Genomic DNA, 17,621 nt, shown 5'->3' with positions numbered 1-17,621 from the left:
ATGACAGTTATAACACTAGGTCGCGTCGTCGCTCAGAAAAATGGCGGTTGATTAACGACAAAAAGGATTTGGCGGTGTCATTGCTTCTTATTTACACTTAATCGATGGGAAGATATCGTAAAAAAGCTGAAAGACGCATTTATCATGATAAATTGCTTCCTTTATCCAGACTGGAAATGCTAATTTAATGAGCCGTTATCCAGCATAATGTCCAAGCAACAATAGATAACAGGAAAAAATGTGAAATATTTTCTGATTTTATTACTGGTATTGGTGATCTTTGTCGTCTCGATGACTCTTGGATCAAATAACGAACAGATTGTTACATTTAACTATCTGATTGCTAAAGGGAATTACTCTATATCTACACTTTTAGCTGTATTATTTGCTAGCGGTTTCGTGTTAGGTTGGGTTATCTGTGGATTATTTTATCTTCGTGCTCGTTTGTCGTTAAGAAGAGCTGAACGCAAGATTAAGCGACTTGAAGCGCAACTGGAGCAACCTGTTGAACCTTCGGTTACTCATTCATCGCTTGCACTTAGCAAGGAATAAACCCCTATGTTAGAGCTGTTGTTTCTGTTGCTTCCTGTGGCCGCTGCTTATGGCTGGTATATGGGGCGCAGAAGTGCTCAACAGGATAAGCAACAAAATGCCGATCGCTTATCACGAGAATATGTTACCGGGGTTAACTTTCTCCTTTCAAACCAGCAAGATAAAGCCGTGGATCTGTTTCTTGAAATGCTTAAAGAGGACAGTTCTGCTTTTGAAGCGCATTTGACTTTGGGGAATCTATTCCGTTCCAGGGGAGAAGTAGAGCGGGCTATCCGCATTCATCAATCTCTCATGGAAAGCGCTTCTCTGACATTTGATCAGCGTTTGCTTGCGACGCAACAATTGGGCCGCGATTATATGTCTGCGGGTTTGTATGATCGTGCTGAAAATATGTTCGCTCAATTGGTGAATGAAAAAGATTTTCGCCAAAATGCATTTCAATCGCTGCTGGCTATTTATCAGGCAACCAGTGATTGGAAAAAAGCCATTGATATTGCTGAGAAATTAGTCAAATCCGGCAAACATGATTTACGGGAAAAAATTGCGCATTTTTATTGTGAACTCGCTTTACAGGAGATGAGCGGTGATGATCTTGATGAGGCTATCAGTTATCTCAATAAAGCAGTTCAGACAGATAAAAACTGTGCCAGAGTTTCTATCATGTTGGGGCGTCTGTTTATGGCCCGGCAAGAGTACAATAAAGCGGCGGATGCTTTAAAATCTGTTCTTGAGCAGGACAAACAATTGGTGAGTGAGGTGTTACCTATTCTCCAGGAGTGTTACCAACATCGGAATCAGCTTGATGAATGGGAAAATTTCCTGAGACGTTGTGTCGAAGAGGATTGTGGGGCAACGGCTGAGCTTTTGCTGGCTGATATTATCGAGCAGCAAGAAGGGCATGAAGTCGCGCAAACTTACATCAATCATCGATTGGAGCGTCATCCGACCATGCGCCTATTTTATCGCTTGATGGATTACCACCTGGCCGAAGCAGAAGAGGGCCGGGCGAAAGAAAGTATTATCTTGCTACGGGACATGGTTGGTGAGCAAATTCGCACCAAGCCTAATTATCGCTGCCATAAGTGCGGCTTTACTTCTCATTCGCTTTACTGGCACTGTCCATCATGCCGTTCGTGGGATTCTATTAAACCGATCCGTGGATTAGATGGTCAGTGACAGTGTCACCATAATATTGCTTTGTTAGTCAAAAAGGTTAAAAAATGACATCTCATACCTTAACATCGTTCGGTAGACAGATTAGCTCGCCTGTCATTGTTGCTTTAGATTACGACAATCAGGATACGGCGCTGGCTTTTGCCGATAAAATTGATCCACAGGATTGCCGTCTGAAAGTAGGTAAAGAGATGTTTACCTTACATGGTCCGCAGTTTGTTAAGTTGCTGCACCAACGTGGTTTTGAAGTATTTCTAGATTTGAAATTCCATGATATTCCTAATACCACCGCCAGAGCGGTAGCTGCCGCTGCTGAGATGGGGGTTTGGATGGTAAACGTACATGCTAGTGGCGGCACCAGAATGATGACAGCGGCGAAAGAGGCGCTGCTGCCTTATGGTCATGATGCTCCGTTGTTAATTGCTGTCACGGTATTAACCAGCATGGAACAATCGGATCTGCAAGGTATTGGGATTGATATGACACCAGCGCAACAGGCTGAAAGGTTGGCAAAACTGACTCAGGCATGTGGGCTGGATGGTGTGGTTTGTTCTGCGCATGAAGCTCAGCAACTGAAAAAGGTTTGTGGTCAGCATTTTCAATTAGTTACTCCCGGAATTCGCCCGACGGGCAGTGATGTGGGTGATCAGCGCCGTATCATGACGCCAGAACAGGCGGTATTGGCTGGCGTTGATTATATGGTCATTGGCCGTCCGATTACCCGTGCCGCCGATCCTGCGGCCGCATTGCGTCAAATTAATCAATCTATTGCGGGAGTGATTAATGCAAGATAATAATTCGCGGTTGGTCTATTCCACAGACAGAGGGCGTATTCAGGAAGAAACGGTTGAATCTCAGCGTCCAAAAGGGGATGGCATTGTTCGTATTCAGCGTCAAACCAGTGGCCGTAAAGGAAAAGGGGTTTGCGTGATTACCGGGATTGATGCTGATGATCAGACGTTAGCTAAGCTGGCGGCTGAGTTGAAGAAAAAATGTGGCTGTGGTGGTTCAGTGAAAGAGGGTGAGATCGAAATTCAGGGCGATAAAAGAGAATTATTGAAACAGTTACTCGAAGCCAAAGGTATGACAGTTAAATTAGTTGGTGGTTGATATACCCGTTATCTTTCAAGTCCATAGGGTATAGAAGGGCGGATATTCGCCCTTCATTCATTTTACTCCAGAGTCTAATTATTGGTAGTATTTTAAGGTATTTGTTAATAATATTCTTAATCATTTTAATTAGAAATAACTCACAATAAAGAGATAAAATATATTATTGTTAATATTCTATGAAAATAATATTTTGATATTATTTTTTCCTCTTAAGGATAGTAATATAATTAATATTATTTCTTCATTATTTCTTCATTTCTCTGATAAGATCATTATTAAAAGGCATTTTCGTATGGGAATGAGCAACTTTGATGATAAAGGCGATGAACATTAATAATTACTTTTTAAATCATAGAGATAACAATTTAAATCTATTTTTTCAGTAAAGAGGTTGACTGTGGAGAATGATCGTTCTACCATGAAAAACATGGAAGGTGAGCAGGCGTCCAACATCAGGGAAAACATGTTGGATGTTGTAGAGGAATTAATTTACACAAGGGGGATTGCAGCGACGGGTATCGATCTGATAACGCGCACGACCGGTTCTTCACGTAAGACAATTTATCGTTATTTTGGTACGAAAGAGGGGTTGATTGAAGAAGTTCTTCGTCGGCGAGATGAACGATGGATGCGGGGGTTTACCTCATCAATAGCTGAATATAAAACACCTAAAGAGAAATTGCTGAATATTTTTTTGGTATTACAAAGATGGTTCGCGAGTGATGATTTTAGAGGATGTGCATTTATCAATACATCCGGTGAGCGCCCTAATCCTGATGATCCGGTAAGAATAATTGCTAAGGAACATAAAGAGAAAGTTTTTACTTACGTGCTGTCTATTTGTAAAGAAATATCGCCGGATTCATCAGTGGATTTAGCGAGGAAGCTCCTGCTCTTAATAGAAGGCGCTATTACAACTGCGCATGTGATGAATGATACACATTATGCTTTAGAGGCGATGAATATTGCCGAGGCATTGCTGAATAAATACGATGTGAGTTAATGGAAAATTTAATTAGGAGACAATATGTCTAATATATACCCTATGGATTTCAAGATGGATCGCGACGGCAAGGGAGTGAATCCCCGGGAGCATAGCAAACTATGTGACCGGGGTGAGCGAGTGCAGCCAACAAAGAGGCAACTTGAAAGATGACGGGTATAAAAGAAATTCGCCAGCCGGTGCCGCCATTTACCCGCGAAACTGCTATTCAGAAAGTCCGCTTGGCGGAAGATGGATGGAATAGCCGTGATCCTGAAAAAGTGGCATTGGCTTATTCATTGGATACCTATTGGCGTAATCGTGCTGAATTTGTACATAGTCGTAAAGAAGCTCAGGATTTATTAACCAGAAAATGGGCGAAAGAGCATGAATATCGATTGATTAAAGAACTTTGGGCGTTTACTGATAATAGGATAGCGGTTCGTTATGCTTATGAATGGCATGACGATTCCGGTAACTGGTTTCGCTCATATGGTAATGAGAATTGGGAATTTAACGAAGATGGCTTGATGTATAACCGTTATGCTTGCATTAATGATCTTCCGATAAAAGAATCTGAGCGCAAATTTCATTGGCCTTTAGGTCGCCGTCCTGATGATCATCCTGGATTATCTGAGTTAGGGTTGTAATCTTTTTCAGACGACAGTCGAGACGTGGCTGATGTGCAGTACCTCCGCCGGGGCCTTCTGATTAACATAAGAATTCAGAAGGCCTGTACCTTGAATTTATCGTTTAAGATAAGACAGATTACGGTTAATGCAGTTCGTGACCTGATGGAGTTCGTCAGCGGGAATATCATCAGTTATATTTCGCGCAGTATGGGCGAAGTCGGCGGCGACATCCGCTACTTCATCAATAATATTGTTCATTTTGGCCGACGCGATGCCCGCATCTTTGGCAACCTTAAGCAACATGGTGCGGGTGATATCTGCTCCGTGGCCGGTCACTGAGGTTTGATGTTGTCCGCCGGGTCCGTCCGCAAAGGTCAGATCATAGGCGGGGGATACCACCCACTCATTGCTTTCATTCAGAATGAAGGAGAAATTCTTCACATGATCATCGCGGTTATGCATCAACACGTTGAATACCATACGACGGGCTTGGATTTCTCGTGCAACAATAGAGCGGGTGATGGAGCCAGTCGCCCGTAAGATATCTATGTAATCCATACAGGGTAATCGGAAGTCGGCATGTAGGGCACCGGCTATACTTAGTACCGGCACTCGCATTCCATTCTCACGATCGAAACGCTGGACACCGAAAGCAGCAAGCTCCCCTTCAAGGCGGAAGTAGCGACTTGTGGGAAAATCAATGCCCGCTATTCTGGCAGTACAGGCATACACTTCTTCAAGGGCACAGACCCAAGGATTTTCTTCTGCTGCGGGGAATTTGACCAACCAAGGCTTACTTCCTGGGAACGCAGTCGTTTTCATCTGGCCGGTGGATGGATTATATTCTATTTGTGCTTTTGGTCTGGCTCCGTGAGGCGAGCCGCCAAGTAGGAAAAGTTCACGCAGTGCCTCCGAGTCCTGACCGGTGACTTCCTGACGGATCTGCTGAGCCAGTCCGGTCAAGCTCAGAATACGATATTTGTCTTCCTGGTCGTCCGGTAAAGGCAGAGCAGGTTGGTAGGTCAGAGCCCCCATCGTGTTATCGCTCAGTAATGCCAGGCGTTCCAGGGCGGAAATCCGGCCAGGATCGACATTATTACGGCGAAGGAACCGGTCCATAAGCAGCCGTCCCCAGCCATCCGGCAGGGAATCTGCGATGAAACCAGGAAGCCAGTCCTGAAAGTGCTCAAAATTCGCGTAAGTCTCTGTGGAAAGTGGCAGTTGTAGGGGCGAGAATTCGATGCCACTATCAAGAGCTTCATGGGTGTACTCAAATAAATAGCGGCCACGCACAGTACTTTCGGCCAGATGGCCCAACACCCACTGTTCCCCACGACCACTGTAGATCACTTGTAGCCGACCCAGTGATCGGTACTGAAAGTTTTGTGTCGTCATTTTTTTGAGTCTCTTGATTGATGGGCGCGGCCATTGCCGGAGGGTTTCCGAGACGAACGTTGGGTTCGCCGGGCGCGCTGGCGAACCGGTGCTTTCATGGCTTCGAGCTGTGCAATGCTGATCTGTTGTGGCGTAAACAGGGACTTAATTTCGTTCTCCAGTCGTAGAGCAAAGACGACCTTCATGAAATTCTCAAGCGTGCCCCGTCCGCTGCCTTCAAGTTTTTTGAGCGCAGAGACGGAAATACCGCTCCTGAGAGCTAGTTCTGTCTGGAGCATGTTACGCTGTAACCGATGCCAACGGAGGCGGTGCCCAAGTTCTTCTAGCAACTCCGATTCGGTATAAAGAATTAGAGCCATAAATACACCTTTTAAGTTTAAATTTTATGGTTAATAGACTTTATTATAGCTCTTATTTTACTAAAATCTGATATGAAAGGAGAAGTATTTAAGAGTGCTAATTGAATCTCATAAATGTATTTATGATGATTTAAAGCTTTATATGAGTCCCATACCCACCGCGGGTAGTTCATGAATCTGGTTTATACCCGTCATTTTTCAAGTTGCCTCTTTGTTGGCTGCACTCACTCACCCTGGTCACATAGTTACCTATGCTCCCGGGGATTCGCTCCCTTGCCGTCGCGATGCACCTTGAAATCCATAGGGTAAAGTAGCCGCAGTTGTAGGATCTCAAGCATCAGGTATTGAGCCTAACCGCGATCGTATTACGCAGTTGCTGAATGAATCGCTGATGCTGGTCACGGCGCTGAATACCCATATCGGTTATGACAAAGCAGCGGAAATTGCCAAGAAAGCGCATAAAGAAGGGCTGACTTTGAAACAATCCGCAATGAAACTGGGTTATTTGACAGACGCTGAGTTTGATGAGTGGGTTCGTCCTGAAGATATGGTTGGCAGCTTGAAATAATCGCTGTTTAGCTATTTGAACCAGAGCCTTGTGTTCCGGTTTTCATTTCCTTGCTCCTCAACTATTTTTTGTTTTTGCCAGTCGGGAATCAATACCAAAATCAAGGCGTTTGATCGTGCTCATGTATTTCTGAAAATCTTTCGCCATAGGATTCAGCATAACATTATTCTCGTAAGGTATGATGGCAGAAGGTACCATAAGGCCAATGGAATCATTAACATCGAGCCATTCACTGCCTATTTCCATTGTGCTTACCGGAGGTATAGGATCGTTCCAATCTGGAGGTAAAGTATCAATATTTAAAATATCAATCTGGTTTTCGGGGATATCAATACTTAGCAGTGCAAAATCAGTAAGAAGCTCATCATCCCCAACATGAACAAGAACTTCCAGAACAGCCAAGGAAACAGAAGTAGTAACATAGACTGCTGGCCTTCCTATATTGTGCCAGCGGCCACCATACAGTTTTGCTCCAGTACCGCTCCACGCTGATTCTACATACTTCGAACGTATGAGCCGGTATAGGATCACGATATAACTCCATGTTCAATTCTGCCTATGAGATTGATGACATCCAGCGCGCCACTTTCTGTATCCAGCATTGATTCAGGCGTGACGTATCCTAACCCCCGAACGGGACGTTTCATCCACTGAGTTGCTTTATCTTTATCGCCATCGAATAAATCTACAGCACAATCCATGACACGTACGAATCGGGCAATACGCTGACTTTCATCTGCTGTGAATTTACCTTTATTTGAGCGTCGTCTTGAATAGTTGCGCATTTGGATACCCGTGATTCGTAGAATATCTCTCTTAGCAAACATTGACCAATCTTGTATTTTTTCAACTACAGTTATAGGTAGCCCTTCATTTAATACTGCATTTAAATGTGGCCCATTGCTTGAAGGGAAACCAACTGCTCTCCAAAGTGGGTTGCTTTGTGTTTTATGGTTTGGTGTAAATACTCTCATAAGCACCTCGTTAGTCATTTGTCACTTTTATGATAGACAAATGACCTAGGGAGGTCAAATAGTAATCATGCTAAATGCAGTTTCGGAATAACCAATTTATTTATGAGTATCAAATATTCTGTTGATCTGGTTAACTTGACTAGGTCTGAGAGCTGTAGATAATGACTTTAGGTTTAAAAATGAGGTCTTGCTGATGGAAAAAATCAATATCTACGAAGCTAAGACACATCTGTCCAAACTGCTAAACAGTGTGGCAACAACCGGGGAGCCATTCCTTATTGCGCGCAACGGTAAAGTTATAGCCAACCAACGAAGCTGAATCAGAAATGTATGGACATTCTCACCAATTTTGATAATCAGGTCTTTTTCAGTGCAGCCAGCATTTGGGAAGTGGCTATCAAATATGATCTTGGGAAGATAGACATTGAGCCGCATGTTCTACGCAAAGAATTACTGGATAATGATTTTAAAGAACTACCGATAAAAAGGTGAACATACAGTTAACGTATTGACCTTGCCTGATAAGATGCACAAAGATCCATTTGATAGAATTCTGGTCTCACAGATTAAATTGGAAAAAATGATTTTCATTACGGCAGATGAAAAAATCATCAAATTAGTCATTTTTTTATGACAAATGACTAATGCGGTCAAATAACAGTCATGCACTAAATCTCACGATACAAATGCAGTCTTGGAATAACCAACTCCAATGGCTTAGCTTTGGGTTTATAACGATGCACTATTGCATCGGCATCATAATCAGGTAATTCGCCGATCTTTGGTGGGTTTCCGCCATAGTTAACATAAAACGCATTAATGGAAGAGGGCAGGCATATTGCACTTTCACTTGCTTTTGCTGCTCTGTATACCAGATCCGTGCAATACTATTTGGTAAGAGCAGCAAGAAATAAAGGAGATTGTTACCAAGGTTTCGGTAACAATCTCATGCAATATTATAGCCCTAAAAATTCAATATGCTGAATTAATCCCTCACCAGATAGACGTTTACCTTTTTCTTCATGTAATGTTAACACTAGAGGCCCAGCCTTTAAATCAACCTCAGTTGTCCGATATACAACCGGCCCGTAGTTTGAACCTGATTTATACCTGTCATCTTTCAAGTTGCTTCTTTGTTGGCTGCACTCACTCACCCCGGTCACATAGTTATCTATGCTCCCGGGGATTCGCTCCCTTGCCGTCGCGATGCATCTTGAAATCCATTGGGTATATAAGGTGTTAAAACTTTTTCGGTAAAGAATTTGATATTTTGATCGAAAATAGTGCTGTTTGATTGTTCTAGCTTCATTTGAATTGCCGAATCAAAATTGAATGAAGCTGACATATAGGCATAATACATTCGTAAACGATACCGTCCTGCCGATTTAACCTGTAAGGTAATTTGAGTCGGGCCACGCTCATACGTTTGTGGTTCTGTTGCTGAAAGATAATTATAGCTACCTTTTCTAGATGACCTACCACCATTCAAAAATACATCGCCGAGAAAAATATTATTGTAGTTATGGTCGATAAATAAATTATCTGTGTCATTTGGATCTAAACAAACACGCGAAGATTTTCGTTGTGCGCCAAAAGTTAAATGGGATTGAATATTAGTATAGTCACTTGTCCAATATATCATTGAGCGCTTTGCCTGTGTCTCTGGCTCATAAAAATCTTCACTGTTATAGTTATTAAGAGCGGCAATTAGAATATCGTTAAACATAATATCTGCTTGTTCGGCTATTGCTTTGCTGTATTTTTGAAGATCATAAAGTGAATAACCCCATTCCGATCCATTAACCAAGGTATCTCTTAATGTAAAAAAGTATAATAAACAGGAAAGGGCACAAATGCTGGATAAGAGAGGAATACTGTTTTTCTTCGCTGTATTAATACTGAGAATACACAAGCGACGCATATCCGCTATCGCGATTTCATTACGAACTACAATTAATTGTCTTGCTTCATCTGTGGGATTCTTTTGATAAGATGAGATGGCATCTTGTAAACTTTCCGCATCTTTTCTTACGGCTTGATACTCTGCTTCTAACCATTCACTGGTATATTTAATTAATGTATCTTGAATAATTCCAATGACATCGACTTCTTTAGGTTCTGTCAATTTTTTGTACGTCAGTTTTAATAAAATACTTAATACACTGGATACAACACTTTGTGGAGACACAGAATCTGACTGATTAAAATTTTTCTTTTTAATCATATCTAACGCTTCTAAAGTCAAAAGGTGTAATTTAATATAGTAGGCTAAATAAGATATCAAAATCGTAGGATGCAATTCCTAGCGCAGAATTAACACAGTTTAAAATAAATAAGGCGAGAAAATATTTCCCGCCTTAATTTAGTGTTTCAAGTAATACAAAAACCTTTTAATTATCTATCAACAAGAAAGGTGCTATGCCGATAATTTTTTCTGTTATGAGATTATGATGTAGATTTACCGCAATAATAGAATAAATAATTGCTCCATCCGGCGTGAGAGTCTCCGATCGTTTAGAACGTGAAATAATCACCGTTGGTTGTAGTTTGGGTTCATAACCACCGCCAAGACCGGTATCATGTACTGATTTCATATTTATTCTGTTCAATTCTTCACGACAGGCAACAAAGGTTATTTCATCATATTTTGCCATCCTTTCGTTGGTTTTCAGCAGCGTAAAAATATCGGACAATTTTTTACGATTCTCCGCTTCAGGGCTGACTAATAGTGCGTCATATTTATTGATATTTGTACTGTCTGTCCTATTTTTCCATATTGCCGCTTTCACTTCCTCATCAGGCATTTTCTCATAATATTTGATACCGTAATTTCTTACCCTGCCATGATTAACTGTATTGGCTTCTACTCCAGTGGCTAGCAGATAATTTTCAATATCATTGGTAGCCATATTCTGAATATCGTTCACGGTAAACGTCTTATCACCTATTCTTACATTAGCCAGACTTGCTGTGTTGCCTGCTTTAATTGTTGCATAAGGTTGTACAGTCAAGCCGCTATTACCCAATGTAACATCAAAGGGAGAATTCAATGGACTTTCCGGTGATTCCAATAATGTTTGACCGTGAGGACCAAGAAATTGAATCGTTTTTCCCGCGGGGACTTGCGTCATTGCACTATCAGAGAAAAAATATCCATGTGAACTCAGCATTAATCTATTCGCCGGTTCATTAGGTACTGTCCATAATTCGAATGCTCCGCCAAGCTCAATTTTTTGTGGTTCAAGTTGAGGATATTCTTTTTGTAAAAGCTCAATTCTGAGTTGTGCTTTTCTTTTTCTAATATCCGCTGATCCAATATCTATATCCATCCCTGGTTTTTTATTCTCTTTTCGCCATTCCTTCACTCTATTACGGTAATCAGTAGCTGATTCACCGGGCATTTTTTCAGGTTTTCCACTTCCCACACCCATGACATTACGGTGTGATTCATTGGTGCTTATTCTAGTACTTGTTAATGGGATTTGACTATCGCCTTTGCCATAATAAGGTTGAATAACATACTCGCTTTCACCTTTGAATATGGCATATTCTGCTCTGAATCTATTTTCAGTCAATAAGGCAGAATTGTTTTCTAATAAATAGCCGGAATTACTGAAATCAAATAACGTATTTTTATCATTGGAGTAATATTTTGTTCCCACAATGCGTGATTCTTCCAGCAAAGAAAAACCGCCACTGACTTTTTGATCAATTATTTTATTATCGATAGAAGTAAACCATGTTGGGTAACGATTATAATAGATATGTAGCATCTCATGATATAAAGCGATAGCAGGTTCACGGGAACGCCATGGCTCCTCGACAAGTTTTTCTTCTGTGCCAATCAGGTGATTCTCTGGGTCAAAGGCAATACTGCTACCGGCGCTATTACGAGCATAAAATTGACCCTCTTTTTCGCGTACAATGGCATCCATCGTCGGTGGTTGTATATTTAAACCCTGTTTTTCAAGCTCCTGAATAACGATATTTCCGGAAGGAATTTCACTTATTTCATCTAGTACGTGAGTGACTTGATTAATAAATAGATCATTACCTGTTATTGTGATCCCGATAGGGGGAATATCTACACGGTTACTCTCTATGGATGTATATTGTATAGTTTTTTGGATATTACCCGAAGAATATTTTGGCATCGGTGTGACAGGTATTTCTTCAATAGCTAGGGCAATTTTATTGATTGCTGATTCATTAGGTAATTGATTTCCAACAGGATATATTTCCTTCAATAGATAAGGCAGTTCGGTTTTGATGGCATTAATCTTTTCAGCCGAAATACTTAGATTGTTTTGTAATGGTAAGGTGACTTCACGTATCCAGGCTTGTTGGATATTCACTATCTCTGTGTTGAGTAGGGCTTGTTTATCTCCAAGTTTTAGGGATTTTTCCAAGAAATGGCTTAATGTGTCAGTAATATCTGATAGTTTATCGATATCATACTTTTCATGACTTTTGAATGCGGTATTGATATGAATAAATGCATCTAATATTTTATCGTTATTAATATTACTGCGTGCTGCTTCAAGTTCATGATCTATTTTTTTACTCTGCTCCAGGATAAAAAATTTATTAGATACATCGGTATGAGTAATCCAATGGCCATTTTTATCTAATTTCACCGCAGACCAGTAACTAAATTGTTTCGGATAAGCCGGGTTGGCTACGCGCCAAGTGTGGTTTGCTTCATCCCATTTGACTTGATAATTAGCACCAGATTCCTTTATATAGTAATTCTGTTTAATTGCTGTTTCCACATTAGCAGGGCGTATTGAATAGATCCCTTTATATATTCCCTCATTTGCATGAGGGACCATTTCGTCGAGTGAAATATTGCTGACTTTCCATTCATTTTTAAGTTTACCAATCCCTCTGGTGCTTTTGCTAAAAATATCGGCGAAACTTTTCTCAAGTTTAATGCTATTTTTTATCACACCTACTGCGCTTACAACTCCTCGGTAAGTTAAGGTCAGTGTTGATCTAATCGGTAAAGGCTCGATTAAATCAATTAATCCGCCGAGCAGAATGCGAGAAGATTGGCGTAAAGTGATTACGCCATGCTCTGGTAATGTTCTGATAACCGCTGTAATTAAAGCTCTTCCGGTTAGACCGGCTTGTCTGAGGCGCAATGTGGTCTGTGTGACTTTTGCGGCCATTGATTCAGTCAATGACATACCTAGGGTAGCAATAACTAACAGCACATTTGCTGTATCAAAGACAATGGAGCCAATATCCTCTCCAGTTAATTTATATTCACTATCGGTTGTTGCTTTATAGATAACATTATAGAAAGGAATAAAAATGGTTGCCGCGATATGCCAACCAGAGGTAATATCCAGCGCCTGTTTACTTTTTATTGTAATATCGTTTAAGCCTTGCTGTATTATCGTTGAGGTAACAGAAAGTAAGTTTTCATCTTTATAGAAATTAAATGTAGGTGAACCCGTGAAGCTAATTCCGACATTCATTCCTGAAGTTATACCGTAATAATCATTCCAAAATGCGTCGTAAGAATGTTTATATCGGTTTGTTTCTGAGAAGCCGCTGAAGGTTTTGGCCCGTACATAGCCAATCGGGAAAAGTCTTTTTCCTGTAGGAATCATTCTATTTGCCATTAATATCCCCATGCCTATCTCTATTTTTTGCTCAATTAAAAATAGTGCATTGGGTCTAGACATAGCATGTAAGGTGAGTTGGCTATCAACTTGTTGTTGGGAATATTTTTTTGCTTTCACGCCTCCTTGTATTGTTGAGACAACCAACCAATTACCCTGATACATTTTTATCATGGCGACATTTCCCATTCCGTGTTCGACTGAATAGAGAAAGGCTTCTTCTGGTGGATTAACAATCTCTTCGGCAGTTAATTGCGCAGCCGGAGATGAAAGTATTAACTTACTGAGTGAAATGGATTCATAATGACTGTATTTGTTTTTATAAACATTAAATTGCTCATTAAAATTATATTGTGAATCAAATTTATCTCTCTTTTTGAAATCAATAAAAGAAAAATATCCTGCTGGCTTTATGTTGCTTTTATTGAAAGGATTAAGTTTTTGCTTGTCATTTTCAAATAATTTTATTGTTTCTAATGTAGAGTACTTAAATGCTTGTTCCTCATTGGCATTCTCTTTTCTCATTCGATAAATAATTGCGGCTGTTAAAATAATACAGCCTTCCATTTCAATATGTTTTGATTCTTGAGAAAGAACATGATCAGTATCATAGTGAATATTATGTTTTTTAAATAATAATTCAGCCTGCTCTTGGGAAAAAATGATATCACGATAATCACCATGACCTTGAATCATTTTTCCGATTTTAGGGGCAATCTGATATAATAGGGCACCTAATGAAGATAAGATTAATAAATGATACTTAGCAGCTTGTAGAGTTTGCAGTTCAAAAATATCTTTCTGACTATACTCGGTACGATGTTGTTTTTTTAATGCTATCTCTTCTTTGGCTAGTAGCGCTAATAGTATGTCATCTCCAATGCTGATACTTTGATTTGTTTCTGGATGAATAATCGGAATACCTGGATTAATATTATTAGCGGAAATTAAACTATTCACCTTTTCAATGCCTTTTTTATAGGATTTGAAAAGATCTTCTTTATCTTTGATTCGTTGATTATAATCTGATTTTTCTTTATCACTTAACGTTACATTGCCATCTGACATAAAAGTTAGCAATGCATCTGAATAGAGCTCATCATCGATTTCTCCGGTAGAGAATGCCTGACGATATATTTTCAGTAAAGGTTCTTCCGCGTTGATACCCAGTTCCTGCCATATATCGATTTTAGTTTGATCTGAATCGATTTTATTTTTATTTATGCTTGCTAATTTTTCATTAATTTCTATTTTTGATATTAAAATATTGATTGCTGTATCGATATCAGGACTATTATATTTTTTTATGAAAAAAAGGTTGAATATATTGTTAATGTTATGCAGTAACTCAGAGTATTTTATTTCGGAATATTCATTGAAAACGGCGTTCACAGCTTGTTTTAAAGTTTGTTGTAATTTAGTTGAGTATTTATTATAAGAAAATAAATTTTCTATGATATATAGACTCACTTTTTTAATATCAGAGGTTATCCAGGTTGGATAGTCTTGATTACATTTTAATAGGTAAATAAAAGTATTATCATTATTTTTATCATTTTTCGTATTATATTTAAAATACTCTCCATTGACCACAGTATATTCATTTTCTTTTGATTGATAGGCGTCATTTTTATTTTCGATATCATATTCAAAGTTTGACATATAATCCTCTAGGTTGATTAAATTTATTATTTATTTAGCTATATAGCTACCGTATCCATCTGATTTATAGAAATGATTGCTCATATAAAAATATTATTTTTTGATTTTAAAGTCACAATCGTAAGGCAGGGTAATTATAGTTAATATCGGTTAATATCAAATACTAATTAATAACATTGTAAAATTATTAATTAGTATAACTATATATAAATATTTATTTATAGTTTTTTATAATATGGTTAAATATAAGACAATGTATCCGTTGAGGAGTGGGCTGATAAGGTCTCTGTGGTTAATACGGGATATTTATTAAAAATACTCTATAGCGAGTAGTAAACAGTAGAAATAGTAAATTTTTGTAAAGAAGTGGAAAGGGAAATGTTATCACTGTGAGGGGATAATGATAATGGTTCAATATAGTGACACCCCGTATCGAACAGAACGAAATGTAAGATTGAAACAAACTACAGCGATTAAGCTGTAGTTTGACTCAGAAAGGGTTCAATTAAGGGAAATCAGGCCGTAGGGCGGGCGACAATATTACGCGTTTCCATTCTGACTTCATCAATACGAACATCAATAATATCGTTCAATTGGTAAGCGATTTCACCTTTGATAATCACTGTACCGGTCTCTTGGCTACATTGCAGCTCATCACGCACGGCATGTAGGAATGGTGCCGGTATAAAGGCCACTGCACCGTTATCGACCAGCCGGACACGTAAACCACCACGGGTGATATCAATGACTTCTGCGGTAAATCGTTGTTCTGTTCCTGCGTGTGGTTGCAGGAAGCGGGCATACAGCCAATCTCCTACATCACGTTCAGCCATACGATTCAGTCTGCGACGTTCAGCCAGTTGCAAACAGCTTTCTTCTGAGGGTTGTTCCACATCCGTTTTTTGAATAATCGCTTTCAGTAAACGATGGTTAATCATGTCGCTGTATTTACGGATCGGTGATGTCCAGGTGGCGTAAGCATCAAAACCGAGACCAAAATGAGGGCCGGGTTCAGGTTTAATTTCTGCGAAAGTCTGGAAACGACGAATGCGACTATCAAGGAATTGTGTTGGCTGTTTATCCAATTCACGGCGTAATTTGCAGAAGCCGTTTAAGGTTAACAATTCTTCTGTGTTAGCATCGACACCATTTTCTTTCAGTAATTCAACCACTTGTTCAATTTGCAGTGGCTCAAAACCCATATGAACATTGTAAATACCAAAACCTAACTTATCGCGTAGTATCTTTGCGGCACACAGGTTAGAAGTGATCATTGCTTCTTCAACAATACGGTTAGCTGTGCGGCGTTGTTCTACTACGATATCCAATACGTAACCATTATCATCGAGGATGAAGCGATAATCAGGACGATCTTTGAAAATAAGCGCATTTTGGTGGCGCCATTGGTTACGGCGATCACTCATTTCCTTCAGGAGTGTGATTTGAGTCTTAATCGCTTCGGAAGCGGGTTCCCAAGTCCCGGTTTTTTCCAGCCAGTCAGAAACTTCGTCGTAAACCAATTTAGCTTTTGATTCAACCCAAGTAGAGAAAAACGCAATATCATCACCCAGTTGACCATCTTCCAGAATAGAAACTTGACAAACCAATGCCGGACGGCGGACGTTAGGGCGCAGAGAGCATAAATTCTCTGACAGATCGCGTGGCAACATGGGGATATTAAAACCCGGCAGGTAGTTAGTGAAAGCACGTTGATGGGCGATTTGATCCAGTTCGCTGTCAGCCGCAATATAAGCGGTTGGATCAGCAATGGCGATACTGAGTTTCAGGCTACCGTCATCTTGCTTAGCAATATGCAAAGCATCGTCCATATCTTCCGTGGTTGCACTGTCAATAGTGACAAAATCCAGCGATGTTAAGTCAATGCGCTCAAGATCGCCATCGTTCATCTGGCAATCGGCAGTCATAGTGGGAGCATCACGTTCCAGGTTATGGCGAGTGAGTGTTACCCACCAAGGGGCGTAGTGATTGTCGCCTTCAGTGATATAGCCGGTAATTTCTGCATGAAAACCACGGCTGCCTTTCAATGGATGATGACGCATTTCAGCGACGGCCCAATCACCATGTTGAAATGGATGAGTGACCTGATTGGTCGGCCGGCAAGGGATAGTATCTTTTAGCAGTGGGTGATCAGGAATGATCCATAAACGGTTATCATTTTCTTTTTTCTGAATACGGCCAACGAAGCGACTTAAAAATGGCTCGATCAATGTTTCTGGCTCGGCGATCTCTCTTTCTTTATCAGTATGAATAGCGGCAGTCACTCGATCGCCATGCATAACTTTTTTCATGTGTGGGGGAGGAATAAAATAACTTTTTTGCCCATCGACTTCTAAGAATCCGAATCCTTTTTCGGTACCTTTGACCAAACCTTCTACTCGAAGTGTCTGGGAGTGAAGTTGCTGTTTTAGCTGTGCAAGCAGCGGGTTGTTTTGAAACATAATATCCGCGGAGAAAGTTGAGGGTTATTATCAGATAGTTTTTTAGAATAACAGTTTTACGCGAATTGATGGTGTCGAGCAAGCAACATCTGCACAATAGCGTAAAACAGTATGGAAATTAC

Annotated in this window: 18 protein-coding genes and 2 pseudogenes; 10 read left to right on the top strand and 10 right to left on the bottom strand. The window is 40.1% G+C overall.

Annotated features, from left to right (window positions below):
* The first annotated feature begins 240 nt into the window (after window positions 1-240).
* The 7 genes from LGZ98_RS20545 (at window position 241) to LGZ98_RS20515 (ending at window position 4,470) form a co-directional block, all read left to right on the top strand.
* Window positions 241-552, top strand: coding sequence for a LapA family protein (locus LGZ98_RS20545; RefSeq protein ID WP_112872300.1), 312 nt, complete (start codon window positions 241-243; stop codon window positions 550-552).
* A 6-nt stretch (window positions 553-558) separates the two neighbouring features.
* The gene (gene lapB, locus LGZ98_RS20540; protein ID WP_112872301.1) at window positions 559-1,728 is read left to right on the top strand and encodes a lipopolysaccharide assembly protein LapB; all 1,170 of its coding nucleotides are present in this window, start codon (window positions 559-561) and stop codon (window positions 1,726-1,728) included.
* Between the two features lie 44 nt (window positions 1,729-1,772).
* Window positions 1,773-2,519, top strand: coding sequence for an orotidine-5'-phosphate decarboxylase (pyrF, locus tag LGZ98_RS20535; RefSeq protein WP_011146655.1), 747 nt, complete (start codon window positions 1,773-1,775; stop codon window positions 2,517-2,519).
* Window positions 2,509-2,835, top strand: a complete 327-nt coding sequence (gene yciH, locus LGZ98_RS20530) for a stress response translation initiation inhibitor YciH (protein ID WP_262978503.1) — start codon at window positions 2,509-2,511, stop codon at window positions 2,833-2,835. The genes pyrF and yciH overlap by 11 nt, the downstream gene beginning before the upstream one ends.
* A 400-nt stretch (window positions 2,836-3,235) precedes the next feature.
* Window positions 3,236-3,841 carry a TetR/AcrR family transcriptional regulator gene (locus tag LGZ98_RS20525; RefSeq protein WP_262978502.1) on the top strand — a complete coding sequence of 202 codons (606 nt, stop codon included), beginning with the start codon at window positions 3,236-3,238 and terminating at the stop codon, window positions 3,839-3,841.
* Between the two features lie 103 nt (window positions 3,842-3,944).
* Window positions 3,945-4,085, top strand: coding sequence for a hypothetical protein (locus LGZ98_RS20520; protein ID WP_228902714.1), 141 nt, complete (start codon window positions 3,945-3,947; stop codon window positions 4,083-4,085).
* A complete protein-coding gene (locus LGZ98_RS20515; protein WP_228902717.1) occupies window positions 4,021-4,470 on the top strand; it encodes a nuclear transport factor 2 family protein in 450 nt (149 codons plus the stop codon). Before LGZ98_RS20520 ends, LGZ98_RS20515 begins: the two co-directional genes overlap by 65 nt.
* 96 nt (window positions 4,471-4,566) lie before the next feature.
* Here LGZ98_RS20515 and LGZ98_RS20510 read toward each other — a convergent pair whose 3' ends face one another.
* The 3 genes from LGZ98_RS20510 to LGZ98_RS20500 form a co-directional block, all read right to left on the bottom strand.
* Window positions 4,567-5,847 (bottom strand): type II toxin-antitoxin system HipA family toxin, encoded by a 1,281-nt coding sequence (locus LGZ98_RS20510; protein ID WP_262978501.1) that lies wholly within the window; start codon window positions 5,845-5,847, stop codon window positions 4,567-4,569.
* Window positions 5,844-6,206, bottom strand: a complete 363-nt coding sequence (locus LGZ98_RS20505) for a helix-turn-helix domain-containing protein (protein WP_113041377.1) — start codon at window positions 6,204-6,206, stop codon at window positions 5,844-5,846. The genes LGZ98_RS20510 and LGZ98_RS20505 overlap by 4 nt, the downstream gene beginning before the upstream one ends.
* A 169-nt stretch (window positions 6,207-6,375) precedes the next feature.
* Window positions 6,376-6,540 carry a hypothetical protein gene (locus LGZ98_RS20500; RefSeq protein ID WP_158536500.1) on the bottom strand — a complete coding sequence of 55 codons (165 nt, stop codon included), beginning with the start codon at window positions 6,538-6,540 and terminating at the stop codon, window positions 6,376-6,378.
* On the opposite strand from LGZ98_RS20500, the pseudogene fumC reads away from it, so the two are divergent.
* Window positions 6,541-6,774: pseudogene (fumC, locus tag LGZ98_RS20495) on the top strand (class II fumarate hydratase); the annotation flags it as partial.
* Between the two features lie 57 nt (window positions 6,775-6,831).
* Here fumC and LGZ98_RS20490 read toward each other — a convergent pair.
* Window positions 6,832-7,305 carry an RES family NAD+ phosphorylase gene (locus LGZ98_RS20490; RefSeq protein ID WP_113041378.1) on the bottom strand — a complete coding sequence of 158 codons (474 nt, stop codon included), beginning with the start codon at window positions 7,303-7,305 and terminating at the stop codon, window positions 6,832-6,834.
* Window positions 7,302-7,748, bottom strand: coding sequence for an Xre family toxin-antitoxin system antitoxin (gene parS, locus LGZ98_RS20485; RefSeq protein ID WP_113041400.1), 447 nt, complete (start codon window positions 7,746-7,748; stop codon window positions 7,302-7,304). The genes LGZ98_RS20490 and parS overlap by 4 nt, the downstream gene beginning before the upstream one ends.
* Before the next feature lie 193 nt (window positions 7,749-7,941).
* Here parS and LGZ98_RS20480 point away from each other — a divergent pair, with 193 nt between their 5' ends.
* Complete coding sequence (locus tag LGZ98_RS20480) at window positions 7,942-8,067, top strand: type II toxin-antitoxin system Phd/YefM family antitoxin (protein WP_113041379.1); 126 nt, start codon at window positions 7,942-7,944, stop codon at window positions 8,065-8,067.
* 11 nt (window positions 8,068-8,078) lie between these two features.
* Window positions 8,079-8,240 (top strand): PIN domain-containing protein, encoded by a 162-nt coding sequence (locus tag LGZ98_RS20475; protein WP_205068530.1) that lies wholly within the window; start codon window positions 8,079-8,081, stop codon window positions 8,238-8,240.
* A 176-nt stretch (window positions 8,241-8,416) separates the two neighbouring features.
* Here the strand turns inward: LGZ98_RS20475 and LGZ98_RS20470 are convergent.
* The 5 genes and pseudogenes from LGZ98_RS20470 to LGZ98_RS20450 form a co-directional block, all read right to left on the bottom strand.
* A pseudogene (locus LGZ98_RS20470) lies at window positions 8,417-8,634 on the bottom strand (DNA replication terminus site-binding protein); the annotation flags it as partial.
* A gap of 70 nt (window positions 8,635-8,704) precedes the next feature.
* Entirely contained in the window at window positions 8,705-8,911 is a 207-nt protein-coding gene (locus tag LGZ98_RS20465) for a hypothetical protein (RefSeq protein WP_146748060.1), read from the bottom strand.
* 8 nt (window positions 8,912-8,919) lie between these two features.
* Window positions 8,920-9,972 (bottom strand): cupredoxin domain-containing protein, encoded by a 1,053-nt coding sequence (locus tag LGZ98_RS20460; protein ID WP_113041380.1) that lies wholly within the window; start codon window positions 9,970-9,972, stop codon window positions 8,920-8,922.
* A 166-nt stretch (window positions 9,973-10,138) separates the two neighbouring features.
* Window positions 10,139-15,040 carry a putative adhesin gene (locus LGZ98_RS20455; protein ID WP_262978500.1) on the bottom strand — a complete coding sequence of 1,634 codons (4,902 nt, stop codon included), beginning with the start codon at window positions 15,038-15,040 and terminating at the stop codon, window positions 10,139-10,141.
* A 515-nt stretch (window positions 15,041-15,555) separates the two neighbouring features.
* Window positions 15,556-17,499, bottom strand: a complete 1,944-nt coding sequence (locus tag LGZ98_RS20450; protein ID WP_113041382.1) for an exoribonuclease II — start codon at window positions 17,497-17,499, stop codon at window positions 15,556-15,558.
* Between the last annotated feature and the right edge of the window lie 122 nt (window positions 17,500-17,621).

Source organism: Photorhabdus kayaii (assembly GCF_025384895.1).
Lineage (GTDB): Bacteria > Pseudomonadota > Gammaproteobacteria > Enterobacterales > Enterobacteriaceae > Photorhabdus > Photorhabdus kayaii.
Note: the sequence above shows the minus strand (reverse complement) of the source record. Positions and strands in the feature narration are given on the sequence as shown.